Origin of the sequence: Bacillus sp. AF62, assembly GCF_050312695.1 — a bacterium.
Lineage (GTDB): Bacteria > Bacillota > Bacilli > Bacillales > Bacillaceae_G > Bacillus_A > Bacillus_A cereus.
On record NZ_JBNPJZ010000038.1, the window covers coordinates 37,426 to 60,760 of the forward strand.

Here is a 23,335-nt window from a genome sequence, read left to right on the forward strand (position 1 = left end):
AAATTTACAAAATTGTATATAAAACCTTATTTTTTGATAATATATAAGTAATAAATTCATAGAATTGGAGTGATGAGATGCAGCCGTTAGAAAGGGAGATTCATTCTAATATGCTGAAAGTGTGGAGGATTCACGCTTTAATTGGGGCGGCAGTTATACTAACAGTCGTAATTACGTATTTCTTTTTTATGATTAACTTTAACTGGTGGGGCTGGTTGTTTGGACTATTAGTAACAGGAGCCATTATATTTATTCCACTTGATTATTTTGTGTTTCCAAATTTACGTCAGCGCTATTATAGTTACAGATTAAATGAAGAAGAGATTGAGATTCAAAAGGGAATGTTCGTTGTAAAACGCGTACTTATTCCGATGATCCGTGTGCAGCACGTAACGATTGAGCAAGGTCCGATTATGAGAAAGTATAATTTAGCAGAATTACACATTTCAACAGCCGCAACGTCTCATAGTATTCCAGGTTTAACGAAAGAAGAAGCAGAACAGCTGAAAAGACAAATTGGAGAACTTGCGAAAGTGAGTGATGAGGATGTATAAGAGGCAACATCCGATCACGATATTGTTAGGTATTAGGGTTGCGAGTTTGTTGCCTTTTATTTTGCTTGTTCTATTTCGCTCAGATGGTGAAGTGGAACCTTGGTATTTATTTCATCTTGTTCTCTTGGCCTTATTATTTATTATGGCTATTTTCTCAGCTATAAAATGGTATTTCAAGGTGTATTGGGTTGAAAATAATATTTTACATATAAAGCATGGTGTGTTTGTTAAGAAAGAAAGCTACTTAAATAAAGAACGTGTGCAAAATGTTAGTACATCTTCTAACATCATTTATCAAATACTTGGACTCACAAAATTAAATATAGAAGTTGCAGGCGGCGGTAGTGAGCCAGAAGTGATGTTAGCTGGTATTAAAGAAGATGAAGCGAAGGGACTAATTGCTTTATTACATAAAGAAAGAAGCGTTGTGGCTGAAGAGGTGCCTGCGGGAGAAGGTAGTAAGACAGTTTATCAGTTAACAGCGAAAGAAATTTTATTCGCATCTATTACATCTGGTAGATTTGGATTAGTGTTTTCTATGTTAGTAATCCTTTACACAGAGTTTAATCAATTTCTACCAGAATGGCTCATCAATAAAGTGGAAGCGTATGTGATGGATAACGGTGTATATGAATTAATCGTTATGGCCGCAATTTTAATGGCAATTTCTTGGGTTATTTCAACAGCGGGCTATGCGTTAAAATATGCAAACTTTAAAATTGAGCGAAACGGAAATGAAATTCGAATCGTACAAGGGTTATTTGATAAGAAAGAGTTTGTGTTAAAATTACACCGCATTCAAGCAATTACTGTGAAAGAAGGAATACTTCGCCAGCCTATCGGGTATTGTTCTGTCGAAGTAGAAGTCATTCAAAGTATAGAATCCGCTGGGAATGAAGTGATGCTACATCCTTTTATGAAGAAAAAAAATGTGCAGCAGTTACTCGCATATTTACAGTTGCCGTATGAAATGGAGGAGGAAATCGTTCATTTACCGAAAGCGGCATTGCGCCGTTACATCATCATGGGCTGGATTACAAGTGCTGTGCTCGCTGTGCCAATTGCCGGTGCAAGTATATATTTTAAACAGTATATTGCATTGTTCACTCTTATCCCGCTATGTATCGCATTTACAATACTCGCATACGCTCGTTATACTAGCGGCGGTTATATGATGAAAGAAAACCAATTAACAATGGTATACAGAGGTCTTGCGAAATATACAGGAATCATGCGTAGAAGACATGTTCAAGCAGTGGGGTACAATCAATCGTATTTTCAAAAGAAAGACGAGTTATGTACAGCTGTCGTATCGGTAGCGGGGTATCGTTATAAAGTGAAGCACATGCGAAAAGAGGACACACTTCGTATATATAATTGGTACAAAGAAAAAGGAAACACCGGTGTGTAATGGTGTTTCCTTTTTGTTATTAAATGGATATCTTTAGTCGAATCGTTGATATATTTCAAGATGTGATAGATATATTCGAAAAATCGTTAATATAATTTCACGTACTGCTAGTGTTGTATTACTTTTTAATTAAACTAATACATCAAAAGTAGTCACAAAAGAAGGACGAGAGAAAATACTCTTTTGCTGTTCCGCATGTGGATGCGTTGGAGCTTGTCCTTCTGCTTGTGTGGGACGTTTTTTATGAGCATTTTCGAATGAACGTGATTCTGTCCAGTCTTTAAAGTTTTGCTCTGTTTCCCACATCGTTAAGATGACATATGTATCGTTACTTAATGGGCGTAAAACACGGATCGCTTGGAATCCTGGTTCGTTTTCAATAAGGCCTGCGCGGTTTTTAAAGCGGTTTTCAAATACTGGGCGACCTTCGTCTGTGACAGAAATGTTGTTACAAACGATATAGCCAGGTTGTCCTTTAAATTCGCCGACAGCATCTAGTACGTCATACTGAAGTGAACCTTCTACAGATTCTTCTGTATTTTCTTTATAAAACATATTTTTTTCATCATTTTTTGCAGTGAAATGTGCTTGTTCTAGAGGTGTTTCGTATGAAATAATCGCCTTCATTTTAATGCCCCCTTAATAGTTTGTTTCTATTATATCAACTCTCTTAAAAAACTTCGAAGATTATATACATAAAGATACTTCTTTTTCAAATAATAAATGTACCATCATTTGGAAAGAAGGACGATGTATGAAGAAAGTAAAGTGGACTTTATTAGGCGGCGTCGCAATGTTCGTAGCAGCGATTGTACTCTATAAACTTATCGTGTTAGCTGGTGGCTATATGATGGATGAAAAGCAGCTCGTTTTCCACTCTTCATCACGTATCGTTGACCAGAAAGGGAAAGAAATTACGAAATTATACGTAGAAAATAGAGACCTCGTACCGATCGAGCAAATTCCGAAGTATGTGCAACAGGCGTTTGTTGCGGTGGAAGATTCTCGTTTTTATGAGCATCAAGGAATTGATTATCCGTCTATATTCCGGGCTCTTTATAAAGATACGTTAGCTGGAGAAAAGGTAGAGGGCGGTAGTACCATTACGCAGCAACTCGCTAAAAATGTCTTTTTAACTCGTGAAAAAACATTTACGCGCAAATTGAAGGAAGTCGCAATTTCTCTTCAATTAGAGCAAAAATATACGAAGCAACAAATTCTTGAAATGTATATGAATCATATTTATTTTGGTCATGGGGCTTACGGTATTCAAGCGGCAGCAAAATTGTATTTTAATAAAAATGTTGAGGATTTAACGGTAGAGGAAGGGGCAATGCTTGCAGGCCTTCCGAATTCACCAAACGGATATTCACCGTACTACTCTGCAGAGAAGAGTAAGGAACGCCGCGATCTCGTGTTGTCACTTATGCATAAACAAGGCTATTTGACTGCCGAAGAAAGCGTTCGCTATCAAGGAAAGACAATTGCTCTTTATAAAAACTTAGATGAGAATGAGCTTGCATATATGCCGTATATTGATATGGTCATAGATGAAGCCGCTCGTTTATATGGATTGTCTCATCAAGAAGTACTTCGCGGAGGATATACGTTTGTCGTACCTATGGATGAAAAGATTCAAAAGGTAGCATATAACCAGTTTCAAGATGTAAGGAATTTCCCTGGGAAAGAAGAGGGGGCGCAAGGTGCATTTTTATTAATGGATAATCGTACGGGAGGGATTAAAGCGGCGATTGGGGGAAGAAAGTACGTCCCGAGAGGATTTAATCGTGTTTTTGCCAAAAGGCAGCCTGGATCTGTTTTAAAACCACTTATCGTTTATGCACCAGCACTAGAAACGAAAAAGTATAATCCGTATTCTTTATTAACAAATGAAAGAAATTCTTTTGAAGGGTATGAACCTCGAAATTATAATCATGAGTATTCAAAAGAAATGACGATGTATGATGCGATTTTAGAGTCGGCAAACGTACCAGCAGTTTCTTTATTAAATGAGTTAGGGGTAGAAGAAGGAAAGCAGTATTTAGAAAAAGGAAATGTCCATATTGCAGATGCTGGTTTAAGTACAGCGCTTGGCGGATTGAAAAATGGCGTTTCAACATTTGATCTTGTAAAAATGTATCGTTCATTTTTAGCAAATGGAAATATTATCGAGCCACACGTTATTGATAAAGTATTAAATAGACACGGTGCAGTCATTGGGGAATCTCCAAAAGTAGAGACGAAAATCTTCTCGAAGCAGACAGCATGGTATATGACGAAAATGTTAGAAGGAGTTGTGAAGGAAGGAACAGCGAGAGTTGGTGTATATAACGGTGCGTTAGCTGGGAAAACAGGTACAACTTCATTGCCAAATGACGATAAGGGAGCAAGAGATATGTGGTTCGTCGGCTATACACCGAACTTAGTAGGCGCTGTTTGGATTGGTTATGACCGCACGGATAAGGAGCATCAGTTGCAAGGAGAAAGTGCATCTGCGACAAAATTATTTAAGAAAATTTTAACGAAGGCTAATGTAGAGCATAAAGAGAAGTTTATGAAGCCTGAAGGTGTGGAAACAATCGGTGCTCCGATTCGGCTGCGAAGAATTGAAGATGTAAAAATGAAACTATCATTTAGCCCTTTCGGTTTATTTAAAGCAAAATTAAGCTGGACGCCACTTCCAGATAACAGAATTATGTACCGAATCTATAGAGTGGAGAATGGAATTCATACGCATGTTAGCACTGTAAACGGTGCTGGAGAATATGAGGAAAAGTTCGTTAACATATTTTCAAAACCGAGCTTTTACGTTGTACCATATAATACACAAACGAATCGTGAAGGAGAAAAGTCGAAAGTAGCTAAACCATAGTTTTTCTCTGTGTTATAATAAGAATGTTGTGAAAATAGTAAGCGTTTTTAAGAGTGTTTGTGTCAATTTAATGAACAACGTACATAATATTATGCATTTTGTTTTTACAAGCTGTATAGTAAAAAAAGATAAATATCGAACGTATTCGAAGCATTGGTAAGGAAGGGAGCAAGGGTCTTGGTAAGAACTATAAATGAGACATTTTTAAAAGCATGTAGGGGGGAACGTACCGATTATGTACCAGCATGGTATATGCGTCAAGCAGGTCGTTCACAGCCGGAATATAGAAAGATTAAAGAAAAGTATTCTTTATTTGAAATTACACACAATCCAGAGTTATGTGCTTACGTTACAAAATTGCCGGTTGATCAATATAACGTAGATGCAGCAATTCTTTATAAAGATATTATGTCACCACTACCTGCAATTGGTGTGGACGTAGAAATTAAATCAGGTATTGGCCCAGTTATCGATAATCCAATCCGTTCTTTACAAGACGTAGAAAAACTAGGGGAAATCAATCCAGAAGATGACGTACCGTACATACTAGATACAATTCGTTTATTAACGACAGAAATGTTAGACGTACCGTTAATCGGTTTTTCAGGAGCTCCATTTACATTAGCGAGCTATATGATTGAAGGCGGTCCATCTCGTAACTACCATAATACGAAAGCGTTCATGTATGCAGAGCCAAAAGCTTGGTTCGCTTTAATGGATAAACTAGCAGATATGGTTATTACATATTTAAAAGCGCAAATTAAAGCAGGAGCAAAAGCAGTTCAAATTTTCGATTCTTGGGTTGGAACAGTAAATGTAGCAGATTATCGCGTATTTATTAAACCAGCAATGGAGCGTATTTTTGCAGAAGTTCGTAAGATGGGTGTACCGATGATTATGCACGGCGTAGGAGCTGCACACTTAGTGAATGAGTGGCACGACTTACCGCTTGATGTAGTCGGCTTAGACTGGCGCTTACCGATTGAAGAAGCACGTGCACGTGGCGTTCATAAGGCGGTACAAGGTAATATGGACCCTTCATTCTTACTTGCACCATGGTCTGTTATTGAAGAACATGTAAAAGGTATTTTAGATCAAGGGATGAAACAGCCGGGTTATATCTTTAACTTAGGTCACGGTGTATTCCCAGAAGTAAATCCGGATACATTAAAACGTTTAACTACATTTATTCATGAATACTCTAAAGGGCAGTTAGCGAAGTAAAGGAGAATTGCTGTATGAAAAAGAAAATTGGTTTGCTTGTAATGGCATACGGAACGCCATATAAAGAAGAAGATATTGAACGTTACTATACACATATTCGTAGAGGAAGAAAGCCAAGTCCTGAAATGCTGGAAGATTTAACAGAGCGTTACCGTGCAATTGGTGGTATTTCTCCTTTAGCTACTATTACATTAGAGCAAGCTAAGAAGTTAGAGAAGCGTTTAAATGAAGTACAAGATGAAGTAGAGTACCATATGTATCTTGGCTTAAAACATATTGAACCGTTTATTGAAGATGCGGTGAAAGATATGCATAACGACGGAATACAAGATGCAATCGCACTTGTTCTTGCACCTCACTATTCTACGTTTAGCGTGAAATCATACGTTGGACGAGCACAAGAAGAAGCTGAGAAACTTGGAAACTTAACAATTCATGGCATTGATAGCTGGTATAAAGAGCCGAAATTCATCCAGTACTGGGTCGATGCAGTGAAGGGTATATATAACGGTATGTCAGATGCAGAGCGTGAAAAAGCAGTATTAATCGTATCTGCACATAGCTTACCAGAGAAAATTATTGCAATGGGCGATCCATATCCAGATCAATTAAATGAAACAGCGGACTATATCGCGCGCGGAGCTGAAGTAGCAAACTATGCAGTAGGCTGGCAAAGTGCAGGAAACACACCAGATCCTTGGATTGGTCCAGATGTACAAGATTTAACGAGAGAACTAAATGAAAAGCACGGTTATACTTCATTCGTATATGCACCAGTTGGATTTGTTGCGGAACATTTAGAAGTTTTATATGACAACGACTTTGAGTGTAAAGTTGTAACGGATGAAATTGGTGCGAAATATTATCGTCCAGAAATGCCAAATGCATCGGACGCATTTATTGATTGTTTAACAGATGTTGTATTAAAGAAAAAAGAATCTGTACTGTAAGAAGAAAGGGGGAGCCTGCTTGAGGAAAAAAGTTGTGATCGTCGGCGGAGGCATCACTGGATTAACAGCAATGTATAACTTACAAAAAAATATTCATGAAAAAAACTTGCCGATTGATACATTACTTATAGAAGCATCGGGTAAACTTGGCGGAAAAATTCAAACCGTTCGAAAAGATGGATTTACAATTGAGCGCGGACCGGATTCTTTCTTAGCACGAAAAGAAAGTGCAGCTAGATTAGTGAAAGAATTAGGTCTCGGCGATGAACTTGTAAATAATCAAGCCGGTCAATCATTTATCCTTGTAAACAATCGGTTACATAAAATGCCGAATGGATCAGTGATGGGAATTCCAACGCAAATTACGCCGTTTCTATTTTCCGGGCTGTTCTCCCCAATTGGTAAACTAAGAGCTGGCTTTGATCTATTAATGCCGAGGTCAAAGCCAGTATCTGACCAATCACTCGGACAATTTTTCAGACATCGTCTTGGAAACGAAGTGGTTGAAAACTTAATAGAACCGTTACTATCGGGTATTTATGCAGGGGATATTGATGAAATGAGCTTAATGTCAACATTCCCGCAAATGTATCAAATTGAGCAGAAACATCGCAGTATTTCACTCGGTATGCGTACGCTCGCTCCGAAAGAAGAGAAAGCTGAACCGAAAAAGGGAATGTTCCAAACAGTGAAAACAGGTTTAGAATCTATCGTAAAATCTCTCGAAGTAAAGATGCATGAAGGTACGATAATAAAGGGAACTCGCATTGAAAAAATTGCAAAACAGGGTGATGGTTATACGATTACTCTTAGTAACGGAAAAGAAATAGAAGCGGACGCCATCGTAGTGGCAACTTCGCATAAAGTATTGCCGTCCATGTTTGCTCAGTACAAGCAGTTTCGTTTCTTCCGTAATATTCCATCCACATCCGTTGCCAATGTCGCACTTGCTTTCCAAAAGTCCGCAATCCAGCGCGATATTAATGGTACAGGATTTGTCGTATCACGAAATAGCGATTACACGATTACAGCATGTACGTGGACGCATAAAAAATGGCCACATACAACGCCAGAAGGAAAAACACTCCTTCGCTGTTACGTTGGACGTGCTGGTGATGAAGCGGTTGTAGAACAAACTGAAGAAGAGCTCGTTCAGCTCGTACTAGAAGATTTAAGAAAGACGATGGATATTACAGAGGATCCAGAGTTTACAATCGTAAGTCGCTGGAAAGAAGCGATGCCTCAATATACAGTAGGCCATAACGAGCGAATGAAAAAGCTCACAACATTTATGGAGAAAGAGTTGCCTGGTATATACTTGGCAGGTAGCTCCTATGCTGGTGCTGGACTTCCAGATTGTATTAATCAAGGTGAGGAAGCTTCAAAGCGTGTATTATCTCATTTGGAGAAAGTAATAGATGCTGAATTAATCGCACAATAAATTATAAGAAACGCCTTCAATCATATTGAAGGCGTTTCGTTTATTATATAAAATACTTATTCGCCAATAAACATATATAAGGTATTTGGCTTTATAACAGCATCTCCTGCATAAATAACCCACTCTGTTAAGTTATCAAAATCTAAATGATAACTATTTCCTTCACTCATATCTTCTATAAAATATGGTTCATTAATGAGTATTCCTTGAATGAAATCTTCCGTAATGTTTTGCATTTCAAACCACATATGTTCACTTTTTCCTTCTTCGTAGGAGACACCAAACTTAGCAAGGAAACGAAAATCTTCATTTGATTGTTCAATGTGAAAAATGTTGCTGAAATACCCGAAAGTATTTTTCGCATTGTAAGCCATACGATCGGTTTCACTATTTGTTTTATAGAACATGAGCCCTGTAGCTTCCTCGTGTTCTTTGAAAAAACTTTCAATATATTCTTCTGAAGTATTAAATTTGAATAAGAGAACGGATGGAGATTGATGGTATTCATCTCGGGCATCCATTCCGCCTAAGAATGTATTTTGTGCATCTATTGGTTGTAGTTTCACTTCTTCATCCTCGATTGAAGATAATTGGTCCATACTCGTTTTATGCCCTATATAAGATAATCCTTTTTCCCACGGAACAGCGACTGTATGTATAGAACCTTGCTGACTATGCGCGATAACGATAGGCTCATTCAGAGGGACTTGTCCATTCTCAACGGAATTATTAGCAAATGTTTGAAAGAGATCACCAATGCCGTAGTAGGAAGAAATGCGATTTGGAATAATTAACTCTATTTCAGTTACGCCTGCTCTTAAAAGACCATGTGTATGAAACCAATATTGCGTAGGCTCACCGTCTTTATCGTCTTCATAAACAGAATGAATAACGTACAAGTCAGGAATGTCAGGTAATAATTCATTTTCAATGTGATATTCAATATAGCTTCTAGATATCACTTTCATTGCTGCACTTGAATCGATTACAAATAACAAATCTGGGGCGAGATTCCATAAAAACTGTAACTGCTGGAAAAAGCAGTCCAGTACATCGCCTACAAATAGCGTACGAGTGAAAATTTCAGTGCCGAAAGCCGCATCTTCAAAATTACGATCTACAATTGTAGAATCTTGTCTATTGTACATTTTATATTCTTCTGGGTCGTTCGCCTCATCAATATGCAGTTCATACGGTATGACTGTTTCACCCATATGTAATTCAACAATAAGGCTTGTCTCATCACTATAAACAATTTTTAACTCATCAACTTTAGTAGCGATAGTTTCTAGTCGTTGTTTTAACTGCTCAATTGTAATTCTAGTTGGTATAACAGCAATCATATCTGAAAAATGACGTTCTAATGTTCCATTCATAGCTGCGCGGTATGTTTCTGTTTGCACTTCCATTCAATCACTCCTATTCAAATGAATCCATTTTACATCCCGATCAAATGTCAATATTTTCTGTTTTCTTTCTCTAACATTATAGAGTGCATTTGTAGAAGGTGTAAAATTATTATTTTGTATTATAGTTTGAAAGCTTGTAAATTAAATAAATCTTTTGTAAAATTTGTCGAAAAATAGTTCTATATAACGAATCATTTGTTATGATAGAAATGCTGAGAAAATATGAAATAGAGAGAGGAAAATGGCTGTGAAGAAATTGTTAAGTGTCTTTTTATCATTCTTGCTATTGCTTTCATTTACTGGAACTTTAGCGCAAGCAGAAGAAACTGCTTCTATGTCAGTAGAAAAAGCAATTCAAGTATTTAAGCAGCAAGGGAAAACGAAGGGGATTGTGGAAGGCTATATTGTCGGATATACGCAAAGTTCTTCTAAATATACGAAGGATCCAGCTAAGTTTGATGATACAAACGTAGCAATTGCAGATTCGCCAAACGAAACGAATCCAGACAAAATCATGCCCGTTCAGTTGCCAAAAGGTGATGTGAGAACGGCAGTGAATGTAAAAGATCACCCTGAAAATATCGGGAAGAAAGTTAGTTTGACTGGGACTCTTGAATTATATTTTAGTAACCCAGGTCTAAAATCAGTAACAGCTTATAAGTTTCAAGGTGAAGGACAAAACCGTGTTAGCGACGTAGTAGCTTCACCGAACGGCGGAGAAGTTGCTAAAGGAACAGCGGTAACATTAACGACGAATACAGAAGGGGCAACAATCTACTATACGTTAGATGGCTCTAATCCTACTAATAAAAGTGTTCGTTATAATGTACAAATTGTAATGAATGAAAATAGTGTAGTGAAAGCAATCGCGGAAAAAGAAGGGCTTACTTCTTCAGCAATTTCGACATTTTCATTTATTATCGTAAATAATGAACAGGTTCGTATTCATGACATTCAAGGAAAATCACATATTTCACCTTACAACGGGAAGAAAGTAAACAATGTGGAAGGCGTTGTCACAGCGCTTGATAAAAACGGCTTTTATATAGAAGATAATCAGCCGGATAATGATCCAGCTACTTCAGAAGGTATTTACGTATATAAAAAAGATGCGAATGTAGCAGTAGGAGATCTTATTCAAGTTGATGGAGTAGTAGAAGAATATGTTGGACCAGGATATGCAGAGCGATTTGAAACAGACTTAACGACGACAGAAATTAAGGCGAGTCGCGTTGCTGTAATCGCAAAAAATCAAACTTTACCAGCACCGATTGTACTTGGAGAAAACGGTGTGAAAATCCCGGACCAGATTATTGATAATGATGCATTTGGTTTATTTGATCCAAATGAAGATGCAATCGACTTCTATGAAAGTATAGAAGGTATGCGTGTTACGATGCCAACACCAAAAATTATTACACCTCAGAAAAACGGGAATTTATATGTAACAGTAAAAAATGGTGGAGATAAAATAGTAACACAATATGGGACACCTCTATTAGATGAAAATCAATTAAACCCAGAGCGTCTTTCTGTAAAAGTACCTCGCGATTATGTAGCAAAAGTAGGAGATACTTTCACTGGAGATATAACAGGGGTAGTAGGATATGATTACGGTTCTTTCCGTATTTCGCCAATAACAGAACTGCCAGCTGTAGTGGATGGTGGATTTAAGCAAGTAGGCGCAAATATTCAGCCACGTCTTGATAAGTTAACGGTTGCTACATATAACATTGAAAACTTCTCAGCGAATAAAAAAGAAACAACAGATGAAAAGGTAAAAGCGTTAGCGTATTCTATTAAATACAACTTAAAAATGCCAGATATTATCGGTGTAGAGGAAATGCAAGATAATAACGGATCAATTAATGACGGTACAACAGATGCGTCATTAAGCGCAAAACGTATCATTGATGCAGTTCTAGAAATTCGTGGACCGAAGTATGAGTATGTAGAAATCGCTCCAAACAATAATCAAGACGGAGGAGCACCAGGAGCGAATATTCGCGTCGGCTTCTTCTATAATCCATCACGCGTGAAATTAGCGACGGTACCAAAGTTACTTGATAAAAATGTTGTTCGTATTGGAGACGAAAATCCATTATTTGAAAGTACACGTAAACCGTTAGCGGCAGAATTTACGTTCCAAGGACAAAACATTGTTGTCGTTGCAAATCACTTAAACTCAAAACTAGGAGATGCAACGCCATTTGGAAAAGTGCAGCCGCTCGTATTAAAAAGTGAAGACAAACGAATTCAGTTAGCACAAGAAGTAAATCATTTCGTGCAAGGAATTCAGAAAAAGAATACGAATGCACCAGTTGTCGTGTTAGGTGATATGAACGATTTCGAGTTCTCTAAACCACTAAAAGCACTAGAGGGAACAATCTTAAAAGATATGTTAAACACAGTGCCGAAAGAGAATCGTTACACTTACATTCACGAAGGAAATGCACAAGTGTTAGATCATATTTTAGTAACAAACAACATCGCATCGCACACAATTGTAGATCCAGTGCACTTAAACTCAAACATAATGAAAGAGCACGGACGTGTAAGCGACCATGACCCAGTACTTGCTCAAATTGATTTGAAGAAAGCTTCTTAAAGAAAGGAACGCTTAGGTGACTAAGCGTTCTTTTTTTTCATTGTTATAGAATAGTATAAAGAGATGATTCCTTTTTTTGTAATCTAATGATAAAATTGGTTGAATATTTAGTTTTTTTGAAGGGGGACATCAATGCAGTTACAAATAAATGGAAAGTTAATGAATCAGCTTGCAATTTTTTTTAGTACGATCGTCATGCTTCAGTTCGTAGCTGATGTAACAGGACTTACAAGCAATCTAGATATTACGTATAACTTAATTAATATAACAGCTTCTTATATAACATTTAGTTTGGCGGTTATTTTTACTTTAATAGGTGCAAGAAGAGAATTAAGTAAATATGCAATTGTTTCATTATGTTTAGTAGTAGCGATTAAAGCGATTTATTTTGTAGCGGTTGTTATTTTATGGGGATTGGCTGGTACACCGTAAGTGAATAGTAAATAAAACCCTAATTTCCAATATAGTAAGGAAATTAGGGTTTTATTATACTTGAAACGCCTTTCTACACCGCTCTCTTCTTTGCAACCTTCTTCTATATTTTTTTCTATCACGTTTTACTCCTTGTATATACATGATTAAGCTAACGAGGAGGAAGAAGGTACATTGTATTGTCAAAATATATGGCGACATGCCATGCAGCGGCTGCCTTGGATCATATAAATGAATAGGTGCTCCGCCTATTGTAGGGAGTACCGTATTTAGCAGGACGTAAGGAATAGAGGTAGTTGCAAATGGAAATAGAAGCGCCATATAGTCCTTTTGGGACCATGCAGATGCAGCAAGTCCTAAAAGAGCCATCAAACCTGCAAATAAAAAATTAATTCCGATATATACAGCAATGTAAGTGATGGGAGAAGTTTCATATAAGTTTGCGAACATCCCGTTATCATTTATAATGCCTGAACCAGCCGTTGGTACTCCGTCTGGAATGGTTAATTTGCAAAATAATAATGATAAGATGAATGGAAATGTATAAAGAAGTCCGCCGCAACAAAATGTAACGATATATTTCGTTACTGAATAAGAAAATAAAGAAATTTCTTTACTGACAAACGGTTTAAAACCATCGGACTTATCCGAGTTATAACTTGTACTAAAGGGAAGACTCGCAATAACTGGCATTAATAATAAATAAACATCCATCTCATTACCACGAAATCCAATCCATTTAATATCCGTCGATATAGGTCCATTCGCAGCGTCTCCTAAATAACGAATTACATAATAATAATGATAAATACAAATAAGAACAAATCCACTGAACATAATAATTAAAGAAACACGATTACAAAAAGCTTGCTTTATATTTAAACGAAGCGCACGCATCATGACTGAAAAAGCCTCCACTATTTTGATAAACTTGTCTATTTTCTATATTACTATTAATTGTAAAGATTTTCTTGTTTTTTTATTTGATTATTTGAAAAAGAGGAATTTTGTTGTTGTGAAGTAAGGTTTAGCTGAAATTAATTTTTCTAAAATATGGTTGACAATTAAGTATTACATTTGTAATCTTAATTGTAGATTACAAATGTAATACTTAGGAGTGAAACATACGATGACAAATCAATTACCTAAAATATCTGAAGCGGAATTAGAAATTATGAAAGTACTTTGGTCGAATTCTCCACAAACAGCGAATGAAATTATAGAAGAACTGGAAGATGCAATGGACTGGAAACCGAAAACAATCCGCACATTAATTAATCGATTAGTACAAAAGGAAGCCGTTTCTTACCATCAAGATAAAGGGCGAATGTATGCTTATTATCCGTTAGTATCACAAGATAATTATTTGCAAGTGGAAACGAAATCTTTACTAAAGCGTTTTTGCGGTGCAGCGTTTAAGCCGTTACTTGTTAATTTTTTAAAAGAGGAAAAATTGTCTTCAGAAGATATTAATGAATTAAAACGCATTTTAGATGAGAAGACAGAGGAGAATAAGAGGAAGGATCGATAAAAATGATAGACACGCTTATAAATGTATATCTTCCTCATTTTTTTGATTGGCTTATAGAAACGTCACTTATGGCCAGCATATTAGTTGGATTTATTTTATGTATAAAAGTTCTATTTAGAAATAAATTAACACCCCGGTGGCAATATATGTTGTGGATCGTATTAATGATAAGACTCCTTTTACCATGGTCGCCAGATAGCTCTTATAGCATTTACTCATTACTTTCCTATAGTTCTAGTGTATCGGAAGTTATTCCAAAAAATATGCCGGCTACTGAGAATATAGTGAACATAGAAAGCGACCGTAAAGTGGAATTGGAATCAAATCCTAAAATGGTGACAAAAACTAGCGAACCGGAAGTAGAAGTCAGTTCGGAAAAACAGACTACATTTTCTTTATACAAACTTGCTTTGTATGTGTGGCTAGCTGGGGTAATCATATTAGCAGCCATCACGTTTCTTACAAATAGACGGTTATATTCGTACATAAAGAAACAACCGGATATTACGGATGAACAGGTCATTACAGTGTTTGATCGCTGTAAGCAGTCTATGAAAGTGAAGAAGGCAGTTTCCTTACGTTTAGCAGGAAAAATTGCAAGTCCAACTGTGTTTAGTTTCTTCCGCCCAAAAGTATTACTATCAAAAAAACATATGAAAGTATTAAATGAGCAACAATTACAATATGTCTTTTACCATGAGTTAGCTCATATTAAGAGAAAAGATGTAGCTGTAAATTGGATTATGTACAGTTTAATCCTATTAAATTGGTTCAATCCAATTCTTTGGTACGCCTATTTTTGTATGCGAGAAGATCAAGAATTGGCATGTGATGCATATGCACTTACTTTTATAGATAAAGAGGAACAAATTGCATACGGTCATACAATTATTACCCTTTTAGAACATTATTCCTATCAAGTACCAAGCCTAGCAAATTTAAGTAGAAATAAACGAACACTAAAAAGGAGAATCGTTATGATTAAAAAATTCCAAAAGAAATCGTATCGTCTTTCTTTACTTGGGATTATTGCGATAGCAGCTATAGCAGGCGGATTTTTATTAAATGCAAAGATAACTGAGGGAGATGAAAGACAGGAAGAAAAGGTTGTAGAAAAAAAGCAATCTAAAGCAGCTTTTGAAAAAGCGATAGAAACAGTATTAGGTACACCAGAGAATGCAAGTAGAGAATGGGGTATGTCAATAAAGTCATATAAAAGGGATACAGATTTTTTGTATTTGGCAGAAAAGAATTTTACAAAAGAAGAATTTGAGCAGTATGTTCAATTATTTAAAGAAGCTAAAGAAATTCATAAAAAAGCAATGGTTAATAAAAAAGTACCTGAGAATTATGATAGAGATACAAAGGAATTTAAACGTGAACGTTTGAATAAAGCTGATCAAGAAAGATTAGCTAGTATTGAGAAGAAATTAGTTCCACTTTCGGAAAGGGTGGAGAAGTCTTTAACATATACTATAGAAGAAGCGAAAGAACATGTACCGTATCAAATTAAGCAGCCGACTTATATACCTGAAGGTTATGAATTAAAGAGGGAATGGGCTGACTCATATTTTGGAAGAGATGTAGAATTAGTTGTTAAATCAGAATATACAAATGGAAAATATGGTTTTACAATTTACCAATCAAGGATTTATGCAGGTGGTAATAAGGATCCACTTCACTACATGATGCCTGGAGAAGAGAATCTAGAAAGTTATAATTTAGACGGGAAAGGAATGGTCTATAATAAATCTTCTCATGGAGAGGATAAGTTAAAAGGGCTCAAAATGTTTGTACCAGAACAAGGAAAGAATAGTGAGTATCAGGTTGTCATAGTGAATGATATTTTTACAAGAGATACAAAGATATACGAAGAGATAATCGATGATGAGCTAACTAAGAAAGAAATGGAGAAAATATTAATTTCTATGTCAAAATAATAGACAGTGTTCTTAAACTTTTAGTTTTAAGAACACTGTCTATTTTATTAAATTTCTAGTGGGATCTAGCCAGCAATTATTATGAATATATTCTAGCTTTCCATACAAGTATACTTTTTGATACACTATGGACAGTATGATATAACTTGACTGAAATCTTTTATACTGGAAATAATAAAAAGAGAACTTGTATAGAATGTAAGCGTGTGGTAATATCAAAGATGTACTGATTGACTATATTATCCAATTGGTCATTTTTGGAGGTGACAATGTGGCGATAGATCGAAAACGTTCTATTATTGAAGCTGCAACAAAGTCTTTTTCAGCGTTCGGTTATAAAGCAACAACGATGGATCAAGTAGCGAAGTTAGCGAATGTAGGAAAAGGAACGATTTATACTTTTTTCAAAAATAAAGAAGAGCTATTTGGTGAAATTATTTCTAATTTAATTACAGAAATGAAGCAAGTTGCAGAAAATGCAATTCGTTCAGATGTTTCATTTTTTGAAAATGTACATAGAGCATTATATAGCATCTTGGAATTTAGAAAAGAACATCAGCTCATGATTAAATTAATTCAAGAAGAGCGCGATATGGGAACGAAAGAAGTACAAGAAGTTATGCAACAAGTTGATGTGGAAATCGTTTCTGTTATTCAATCGTATTTAAAGATTGCGATTGAAAAAGGTGAAATTAGCAAATGTGATCCAGAAATTACAGCATTTATTATGCTTCGTCTATATGTATCGCTTATTTTTGATTGGGAAAAAAATCATGAACCGCTAGAAAAAGAAAAAATTGCAGAGTTATTTGAACTTTATTTACTAAAAGGATTGTCAAACTAAGATAATCCTTTTAATTTTATAAAAAAATGACCAAATGAACAATACGGTCATATATTTAATTTGAGGAAGGTTTATAGAAAAATTATAATCATAATGAGAAAAAGTTGCATAGTAATAAGTTCGGGGATAAGGCATATGTATGAACAAGTATATCCTTTTTGTTTGGGTGAAAATGACTATATGAACATTTTGGTCATTTATAAAAGGGGGAGAAATTATGAAAGGGAATCAGTTACTTCGGAAAGAGTTCACGGAAATTATAAAAAGTAAAAAAATATTAATTCCAATTATTGCGGTCTTATTCGTACCGATTTTATATGCAGGGATGTTTTTGTGGGCCTTTTGGGATCCGTATAAACAGTTAGATGACTTACCAGTTGCAGTAGTCAATTTAGATAAAGGCGCAGTATTTGATGGGAAACCAATTGAGGTCGGAAAAGGGCTCGTTGATAATTTAAAAGATAATAAAAGTTTTAAATGGGAGTTCGTAAGTGAAAAAGAAGCAAAGAAAGGAATGGAAGGTAGAAAGTATTACATGTTAGTGCGCATTCCAGATGACTTCTCAAGTAACGCTACAACGTTACTAAAAGACAATCCAAAGCCATTAAACTTAGAGTACATTCCAAACGAAAGCTTAAACTTCTTATCTTCACAAATTGGAGGAACAGCTATTGAAAAGATTAAAACTGAAGTATCAAGCACGTTAACGAAAACATATGCAGAGAAAATGTTTGATTCTATTAAAGACGTCTCAAAAGGATTAGCAGATGGAGCGGAAGGGGCAAATGAACTACATGACGGATCAAGTGAATTGCATGATGGTTCAAGTAAAGTGACGGATGGCCTTCATACACTTCAAGGGAAATCTGGGGAGATGAAGGATGGAGTTGGGAAACTATTTGATGGATCTGGGAAAGTGACAGCAGGTTTAAATACGTTAAATAGCAAAAACGGTGAAATGCAAATAGGTATCGGGAAATTAGTAGATGGATCAGGAAAAGTAACAGATGGTTTACATGTATTAAATAGCAATGCAGGTATCGGAAAATTAGTAGATGGCTCCGGAAAAGTAACAGCAGGTTTAAATACGTTAAATAGCAAAACGGGTGAATTGCGTGATGGATCTGAGAAAGTGACCGGTGGTTTGAACAAATTAGTAAGTAAATCCGGTGATTTAAAAACAGAAACAACTGATCTATCAAATGGTATGGGAAAACTTGTTGAAGGGCGAAGTCAATTAGAAAAAGGGTCTCAAGAAATTCAAAAGGGATTGCAAGATTTAAATAGTAACGTACAAAAGTCTGCTGCAGGCTTAGAGGAAATGCAGTCGAAAGTTCCTTCTATATTGAATACAGTAAATGAAAAAATAGATGGAGCTGGGGCGAATATAAATCAGTTAAATGAACTTACGCAATCAACAGCAGGAGATGCTAAAACTGCAGCACAAGATGTAGCGAATTTACAAAAGCAAATTGAAAGTTTACCAAAAGAATATCAAGAGCAGTTACAACCGTTCATAACAAGTGCTGTAAAAAGTACAGCGACAGTTCAGCAAAAGGCTGCCGGAGTAGCAGGTGGAACAAATAAACTAAATGAAGAAGTAAAACAATTAAAGGGCGAAATACATCAAACAACAAATGGGTTGCAAAATAAATTACCAAATCCAGCAGGGATGAAAGCTCTGGCAGGTGGTGTTGAGAAACTAACGAACGCACAAAATGAATTTGTTAGTAAGTTTCATGGATTTGGTGAGGGATTAGATAATGCAAAAATAGGTGCTGATAAATTAAAAGATGGATCAGTTCAATTAATTGATGGAGTAACGCAATTACAAAGCGGCTCTGGAAAAGTAACAGCTGGATTAGGTCAATTATCTGCAGGAGTAAATCAATTAGCAGATGGCTCAAGCAAAGTAACAGATGGTTTAGGAACATTATCTGCAGGAGTAAATCAATTAGCGGATGGCTCAAGCAAAGTAACAGGCGGTTTAGGTACATTATCTGTAGGAGCAAATCAAATGGCAGGTGGAGTAAATCAATTAGCAGATGGCTCCGGTCAAGTAACAACAGGCTTAGGCACATTATCAACTGGCTCAACCCAGCTAATCGACGGCGTAAATAAACTAGCAGACGGATCAGGAAAAGTAACTGATGGACTAGTGAAAGTAAACGATGGTTCAGGTGAACTTGCTGAGAAACTTGGTGAAGGGGCAGAGAAAACTGGGGAAGTAAAAGGGACAGATAAAACGTATGATATGTTTGCAAGTCCTGTAAAAGTGAAGACAGAGAAAATGGCGGAAGTTCCTAACTACGGAACTGGATTTACGCCGTATTTCTTATCACTCGGTTTATTCGTTGGGGCATTACTATTATCAATTGTATATCCATTACGTGATACAGTTGGCGTTCCGAAATCAGGATTTAGTTGGTTTATTAGTAAGTTCGGCGTGTTACTATCAGTCGGTATTATTCAAGCGATAGTAGCAGATGTCATATTACTATTCGGATTAGGTGTAGAAGTACAAAGCATTCCATACTTCATACTCTTTAGCATCATTACAAGTTTAGCATTTATCGCATTAATTCAATGTTTAGTAACAGCATTCGGTGATGCAGGGCGTTTCATCGCCATTATCACATTAATTATTCAGCTTACAACAAGTGCCGGAACATTCCCACTAGAGTTGATTCCGAAGTTTTTACAACCATTTCATGCTTGGTTACCGATGACATACTCTGTATCAGGATTAAAAGCAGTCGTATCAAGTGGAGACTTTGACTTCATGTGGCAAAACATAGGAATGCTCATGATCTTTATCGTTGTATTATCACTTGGAACAATCGCCTCCTTAACTTTGATGCACAAACGACAATTTAAAAATGTTGCTGAAAATCAATCGGTTGAAGCGTAAAAAAAGCACCTTTTTGGTGCTTTTTTATTTTAATAGAGGGCATCTTTTCCTTGGTTCATCTACAAATCTTTCTAAAAGCTATAGAAACGAAAGAAAAGGAATTACAACAATTTACAGAGAAACATAGGGTAGAGGAGTTGATATGATGAGAGGCAATCCTACTTACTATTTTATCTTATATCCATTAATCTTCTTTCTCGTTTTCTCTCTTTCACCTATCTTGTTTCAGAAAAAAGAATATACGAGTATGAAAGATATACTAGGGATACTTTTATTTTACTATGTGCTAATTAGTGGATATTACTTTATGGATGTTGTAAGTGAAAGAATGAAGAAGGATAGTAAAGATAAACGATAAATTTTATTGTATAAAAACCGATGGAGGATAAAAAATGACCGAGAGTGAAATGAAATTCCGTGATACGACCATTCGTAACTTTTTCGATAAAGAGGATCGTTTAAAATCGATTCCAGGTCAAAAGAAGAAAAAACTAGTATTGTTAGAGCATTTAGTTAGCAAGTTAAATGCTGAAAATCAATATACAGAAAAAGAAATTAATACATTTATAAAACAATATCAGGATGATTTTTGTACAATTAGACGTGAATTTATTGTACATAGGTTTATGGATAGAGAGGATAGTATGTACCGTATAAACGGGAGAGAAGTTTGGACGAAGTGGGAGGAGTTAAAATAATGAATCAGCGAGGGGATCCCCGCTGATTATAAGCCTGTGCTAGTCTTGCTGTTTCTTTGTAGTAAGTCTATGAAAGCTTCAACATTCGAACTTGTAATGTATCCAAGCGTTATATATTCATCTTCATAATAAAATATTATTTTTTTGTCAAAGATTCTTCTCTTCGTTTCTATGGATAGAATTTTTTCATAATCAAATTCGGCAATGAATGTGTTTTTATATTGGCTAAAAAAGAGCAGTCTTCTATTAGTAGCAAGTAACATGCCAGGATACGGGACTTTATGCGTAATCATATAGCCAGTAAGTGAACATTTTAAAGTAGATAAAATCTTTTCTTCTTTATGTAATAGTTGTTTTGCAGCTGTTAAGATTGGATTCATTGCATACATTCCTTTTATTTTGATGTATGAATATTGTATCAAGAGTAAAAAGATTCTTAATATGCAATATTGCATATTGGACGTTTTATAGTTTTAATATTATTTTTTAAAAGAAAAAGTACGAGGTGATTCAGTGATACGATTAGCAAAAAAGGCTGATGCAGAAGCAATAATGAACATTAGAAAAGAAATTATATTATCGGAAAGTACTACAAAGTTTTTCATAGTATCTCCAAAGAAATTACCGAATGATATTGATGTAGAAAGAGAAAAGGTACGGAAAAGTAATGAGAAAGGTAATCTTTATATCGTGTATGAAGTAGATTATAAGGTGGTAGGCTTTTTACTTTTCAACCGATATGAACTAGAACGGTTACAACACGCAGGCACAATGGGAATGGGGATTAAAGAGGCGTATTGTAATCAAGGCATCGGCACGAAATTAATTGAATTTCTTATTAGTTGGGCTAAAGGGCAGAAAGGTTTAGAGAAAATTTGCTTAGGTGTAGTTTCTGTTAATGATCGGGCAATTAAAGTGTACAAACGCATGGGTTTTGTAGAAGAAGGAAGACAAAGAAAGCAAATAAAGTATGAAGATGGATCATATGGAGATGACGTATTGATGGGGTTTTATATTGAATAAAGAATATATGGTATTAAGAAAAGGAATGTACATAACGTAAATTTCTAAAAGCAGTATATTGCCCCTGCATTAACAGACTTTTTCCTATGTATAATATTAATATAGTAAAATCATAACAACCGATATTGCAGTTTCCAATAATATACTATATAATCAATTTAAGAAAACGTTTTCATGCAAAGGGGGAGAATTTCGTGTCGACTATAGAGGACGTGGCGAAATTAGCGGGGTTATCAAGGACAACGGTTTCTAGGGTGATTAATAATCATCCATATGTTTCAGATGAGAAGAAAAAAAGGGTTCAATTAGCAATGAAGCATTTAGGCTTTGTTCCTAATTCTGCTGCGAGAAGGCTTCGTAAACAAAAAACGGAAACAATTGCGGTGCTAGTTCCAAGGATTACAAATCCTTTTTTCAGTAGATTTATTGAAGCAATCGAGATTGCTGCTTCTGAACATAAATATAAACTGATTATTTGTCAAACAAGATATTTACCGGAAAAAGAGATGGAGTATTTACAATTATTATCTACGAAGCAAGTAGATGGGATTATTCTATGTTCACTAGAAAATCCGTGGGAAGATGTAGAGCCATACTTACAGCACGGTCCAATCGTGTTATGTAATGAATATATTGAGGAAGCAAATATTCCAACAGTGAAGTTTGATCATGCGCAAGGAGCATACATAGCTGCGAAGCATGTGTTAGATCAAGGATATCGCAACCTTATTTTTTGCCGTGGTAACGAAACCAAATTAGTTAGCCAGCAGCGAAAAATGGGCTTTTTACGTGCAATAACTGAGAAGAGCCGCCAAGTAGAAGCGATTGATTTTCTTGAAAACGCTTTCTCTTGGGAAGATGGAAAACGAATATTCCATGAAGTATTAAAGGACAAAAAAAATCCTACCGCGATTTTGGCAGGAGGCGATGAGGTAGCAGCTGGAATTATCTCAGAGGCGAAGCACCATAACTGGAGCATTCCAGATGATCTCGCTGTTATCGGTTTTGATAATCAAATATTATCGCAGATTACAGAACCAGGTATTACGACAATTAAACAGCCAATTGATGAAATGGCCCGAAAAGTTGTCGACCTGATGATGGATAAAATCCATACGAAAAATTATCGAAAAAAAGAATTGTATGAGTTTGAACTGGAGCTCTTGGTGAAAGGTTCAACGATGAAGGATAAGATGTTATTAGCCTAGTAGACTATGTCTGCTAGGTTTTTTTATGTTCACAAACTACTATTCTTCGTGAACGCAATCGTCACATTTGTTATGGTATGCTTCGTGTTGCTCATCAATTTCTTTCCCACAGTGCGCACAAGTTTTCGTCGGTAAATTTCTGAAAAACTCCATTGGTTGATCGATCATGTCAATCCCTCCATTTCCATTTCTTACTATCATTGTATTAGTACAAAAAATAAAAGTCAACAACTGTTTTATAACAAAATTGAAAATTAATGAAAAAGTTTAGGAAATGGA

21 protein-coding genes are annotated in these 23,335 nt (G+C 35.8%); 16 read left to right on the top strand and 5 right to left on the bottom strand.

Annotation, left to right across the window (positions count from 1 at the left end; translation table 11 throughout):
• Positions 1–77 precede the first annotated feature (77 nt).
• Together ACQRBL_RS05130 and ACQRBL_RS05135 are read left to right on the top strand one after the other, a co-directional pair.
• Positions 78–554 carry a PH domain-containing protein gene (locus tag ACQRBL_RS05130; protein ID WP_097919878.1) on the top strand — a complete coding sequence of 159 codons (477 nt, stop codon included), beginning with the start codon at positions 78–80 and terminating at the stop codon, positions 552–554.
• Entirely contained in the window at positions 547–1,965 is a 1,419-nt protein-coding gene (locus ACQRBL_RS05135; protein WP_065482478.1) for a PH domain-containing protein, read from the top strand. The genes ACQRBL_RS05130 and ACQRBL_RS05135 overlap by 8 nt, the downstream gene beginning before the upstream one ends.
• Before the next feature lie 129 nt (positions 1,966–2,094).
• Here the strand turns inward: ACQRBL_RS05135 and hmoB are convergent, their stop codons facing one another.
• Positions 2,095–2,592 carry a heme-degrading monooxygenase HmoB gene (gene hmoB, locus ACQRBL_RS05140; protein WP_095691270.1) on the bottom strand — a complete coding sequence of 166 codons (498 nt, stop codon included), beginning with the start codon at positions 2,590–2,592 and terminating at the stop codon, positions 2,095–2,097.
• Positions 2,593–2,719: 127 nt separating this feature from the next.
• On the opposite strand from hmoB, the gene ACQRBL_RS05145 reads away from it, so the two are divergent.
• The 4 genes from ACQRBL_RS05145 (at position 2,720) to hemY (ending at position 8,452) form a co-directional block, all read left to right on the top strand.
• Positions 2,720–4,837 carry a transglycosylase domain-containing protein gene (locus ACQRBL_RS05145; RefSeq protein WP_411996263.1) on the top strand — a complete coding sequence of 706 codons (2,118 nt, stop codon included), beginning with the start codon at positions 2,720–2,722 and terminating at the stop codon, positions 4,835–4,837.
• 177 nt (positions 4,838–5,014) lie between these two features.
• Positions 5,015–6,061 carry a uroporphyrinogen decarboxylase gene (gene hemE / locus ACQRBL_RS05150; protein WP_065482486.1) on the top strand — a complete coding sequence of 349 codons (1,047 nt, stop codon included), beginning with the start codon at positions 5,015–5,017 and terminating at the stop codon, positions 6,059–6,061.
• Positions 6,062–6,075: 14 nt separating this feature from the next.
• Entirely contained in the window at positions 6,076–7,011 is a 936-nt protein-coding gene (gene hemH, locus ACQRBL_RS05155) for a ferrochelatase (RefSeq protein ID WP_000726775.1), read from the top strand.
• Between the two features lie 19 nt (positions 7,012–7,030).
• The gene (gene hemY / locus ACQRBL_RS05160) at positions 7,031–8,452 is read left to right on the top strand and encodes a protoporphyrinogen oxidase (protein WP_411996264.1); all 1,422 of its coding nucleotides are present in this window, start codon (positions 7,031–7,033) and stop codon (positions 8,450–8,452) included.
• A 56-nt stretch (positions 8,453–8,508) separates the two neighbouring features.
• Here hemY and ACQRBL_RS05165 read toward each other — a convergent pair whose 3' ends face one another.
• Positions 8,509–9,861, bottom strand: a complete 1,353-nt coding sequence (locus ACQRBL_RS05165; RefSeq protein WP_411996265.1) for a DUF4026 domain-containing protein — start codon at positions 9,859–9,861, stop codon at positions 8,509–8,511.
• A 241-nt stretch (positions 9,862–10,102) separates the two neighbouring features.
• On the opposite strand from ACQRBL_RS05165, the gene ACQRBL_RS05170 reads away from it, so the two are divergent.
• Together ACQRBL_RS05170 and ACQRBL_RS05175 are read left to right on the top strand one after the other, a co-directional pair.
• The gene (locus tag ACQRBL_RS05170) at positions 10,103–12,469 is read left to right on the top strand and encodes a DUF6359 domain-containing protein (RefSeq protein ID WP_411996266.1); all 2,367 of its coding nucleotides are present in this window, start codon (positions 10,103–10,105) and stop codon (positions 12,467–12,469) included.
• Between the two features lie 132 nt (positions 12,470–12,601).
• Positions 12,602–12,901: a hypothetical protein gene (locus ACQRBL_RS05175; RefSeq protein WP_023521387.1), complete on the top strand. Its 300-nt coding sequence runs from the start codon at positions 12,602–12,604 to the stop codon at positions 12,899–12,901.
• 54 nt (positions 12,902–12,955) lie between these two features.
• Here the strand turns inward: ACQRBL_RS05175 and ACQRBL_RS05180 are convergent, their stop codons facing one another.
• Positions 12,956–13,801, bottom strand: a complete 846-nt coding sequence (locus ACQRBL_RS05180) for a hypothetical protein (protein ID WP_023521388.1) — start codon at positions 13,799–13,801, stop codon at positions 12,956–12,958.
• Between the two features lie 229 nt (positions 13,802–14,030).
• On the opposite strand from ACQRBL_RS05180, the gene ACQRBL_RS05185 reads away from it, so the two are divergent.
• The 6 genes from ACQRBL_RS05185 (at position 14,031) to ACQRBL_RS05210 (ending at position 20,825) form a co-directional block, all read left to right on the top strand.
• The gene (locus ACQRBL_RS05185; RefSeq protein WP_000184503.1) at positions 14,031–14,432 is read left to right on the top strand and encodes a BlaI/MecI/CopY family transcriptional regulator; all 402 of its coding nucleotides are present in this window, start codon (positions 14,031–14,033) and stop codon (positions 14,430–14,432) included.
• 2 nt (positions 14,433–14,434) lie between these two features.
• Positions 14,435–16,372, top strand: a complete 1,938-nt coding sequence (locus ACQRBL_RS05190; protein ID WP_015055096.1) for a M56 family metallopeptidase — start codon at positions 14,435–14,437, stop codon at positions 16,370–16,372.
• Between the two features lie 271 nt (positions 16,373–16,643).
• Positions 16,644–17,216, top strand: a complete 573-nt coding sequence (locus tag ACQRBL_RS05195) for a TetR/AcrR family transcriptional regulator (protein WP_000963378.1) — start codon at positions 16,644–16,646, stop codon at positions 17,214–17,216.
• Between the two features lie 217 nt (positions 17,217–17,433).
• Complete coding sequence (locus ACQRBL_RS05200; RefSeq protein WP_411996267.1) at positions 17,434–20,127, top strand: YhgE/Pip family protein; 2,694 nt, start codon at positions 17,434–17,436, stop codon at positions 20,125–20,127.
• A gap of 142 nt (positions 20,128–20,269) precedes the next feature.
• The gene (locus ACQRBL_RS05205; RefSeq protein WP_071731576.1) at positions 20,270–20,485 is read left to right on the top strand and encodes a hypothetical protein; all 216 of its coding nucleotides are present in this window, start codon (positions 20,270–20,272) and stop codon (positions 20,483–20,485) included.
• 34 nt (positions 20,486–20,519) lie between these two features.
• Positions 20,520–20,825, top strand: a complete 306-nt coding sequence (locus ACQRBL_RS05210; protein WP_097919882.1) for a DUF2087 domain-containing protein — start codon at positions 20,520–20,522, stop codon at positions 20,823–20,825.
• Positions 20,826–20,851: 26 nt separating this feature from the next.
• Here the strand turns inward: ACQRBL_RS05210 and ACQRBL_RS05215 are convergent, their stop codons facing one another.
• The gene (locus ACQRBL_RS05215) at positions 20,852–21,205 is read right to left on the bottom strand and encodes a PH domain-containing protein (RefSeq protein ID WP_001068221.1); all 354 of its coding nucleotides are present in this window, start codon (positions 21,203–21,205) and stop codon (positions 20,852–20,854) included.
• A gap of 133 nt (positions 21,206–21,338) precedes the next feature.
• Between ACQRBL_RS05215 and ACQRBL_RS05220 the strand changes: the two genes are divergently transcribed.
• Positions 21,339–21,848, top strand: coding sequence for a GNAT family N-acetyltransferase (locus ACQRBL_RS05220; RefSeq protein ID WP_097919883.1), 510 nt, complete (start codon positions 21,339–21,341; stop codon positions 21,846–21,848).
• 194 nt (positions 21,849–22,042) lie between these two features.
• Positions 22,043–23,056, top strand: a complete 1,014-nt coding sequence (locus tag ACQRBL_RS05225) for a LacI family DNA-binding transcriptional regulator (protein ID WP_411996268.1) — start codon at positions 22,043–22,045, stop codon at positions 23,054–23,056.
• A gap of 39 nt (positions 23,057–23,095) precedes the next feature.
• On the opposite strand, the gene yhfH is transcribed toward ACQRBL_RS05225, so the two are convergent.
• Positions 23,096–23,224, bottom strand: coding sequence for a protein YhfH (gene yhfH, locus ACQRBL_RS05230; protein WP_000567010.1), 129 nt, complete (start codon positions 23,222–23,224; stop codon positions 23,096–23,098).
• Positions 23,225–23,335: the final 111 nt, after the last annotated feature.

Coding starts and splice junctions, on each gene's coding strand:
- ACQRBL_RS05130 (WP_097919878.1), top strand. CDS start 78: ATGCAGCCGTTAGAAAGGGAGATTCATTCTAATATGCTGAAAGTGTGG.
- ACQRBL_RS05135 (WP_065482478.1), top strand. CDS start 547: ATGTATAAGAGGCAACATCCGATCACGATATTGTTAGGTATTAGGGTT.
- hmoB (WP_095691270.1), bottom strand. CDS start 2,592: ATGAAGGCGATTATTTCATACGAAACACCTCTAGAACAAGCACATTTC.
- ACQRBL_RS05145 (WP_411996263.1), top strand. CDS start 2,720: ATGAAGAAAGTAAAGTGGACTTTATTAGGCGGCGTCGCAATGTTCGTA.
- hemH (WP_000726775.1), top strand. CDS start 6,076: ATGAAAAAGAAAATTGGTTTGCTTGTAATGGCATACGGAACGCCATAT.
- ACQRBL_RS05165 (WP_411996265.1), bottom strand. CDS start 9,861: ATGGAAGTGCAAACAGAAACATACCGCGCAGCTATGAATGGAACATTA.
- ACQRBL_RS05170 (WP_411996266.1), top strand. CDS start 10,103: ATGGCTGTGAAGAAATTGTTAAGTGTCTTTTTATCATTCTTGCTATTG.
- ACQRBL_RS05175 (WP_023521387.1), top strand. CDS start 12,602: ATGCAGTTACAAATAAATGGAAAGTTAATGAATCAGCTTGCAATTTTT.
- ACQRBL_RS05180 (WP_023521388.1), bottom strand. CDS start 13,801: ATGATGCGTGCGCTTCGTTTAAATATAAAGCAAGCTTTTTGTAATCGT.
- ACQRBL_RS05185 (WP_000184503.1), top strand. CDS start 14,031: ATGACAAATCAATTACCTAAAATATCTGAAGCGGAATTAGAAATTATG.
- ACQRBL_RS05190 (WP_015055096.1), top strand. CDS start 14,435: ATGATAGACACGCTTATAAATGTATATCTTCCTCATTTTTTTGATTGG.
- ACQRBL_RS05200 (WP_411996267.1), top strand. CDS start 17,434: ATGAAAGGGAATCAGTTACTTCGGAAAGAGTTCACGGAAATTATAAAA.
- ACQRBL_RS05205 (WP_071731576.1), top strand. CDS start 20,270: ATGATGAGAGGCAATCCTACTTACTATTTTATCTTATATCCATTAATC.
- ACQRBL_RS05210 (WP_097919882.1), top strand. CDS start 20,520: ATGACCGAGAGTGAAATGAAATTCCGTGATACGACCATTCGTAACTTT.
- ACQRBL_RS05215 (WP_001068221.1), bottom strand. CDS start 21,205: ATGAATCCAATCTTAACAGCTGCAAAACAACTATTACATAAAGAAGAA.
- yhfH (WP_000567010.1), bottom strand. CDS start 23,224: ATGATCGATCAACCAATGGAGTTTTTCAGAAATTTACCGACGAAAACT.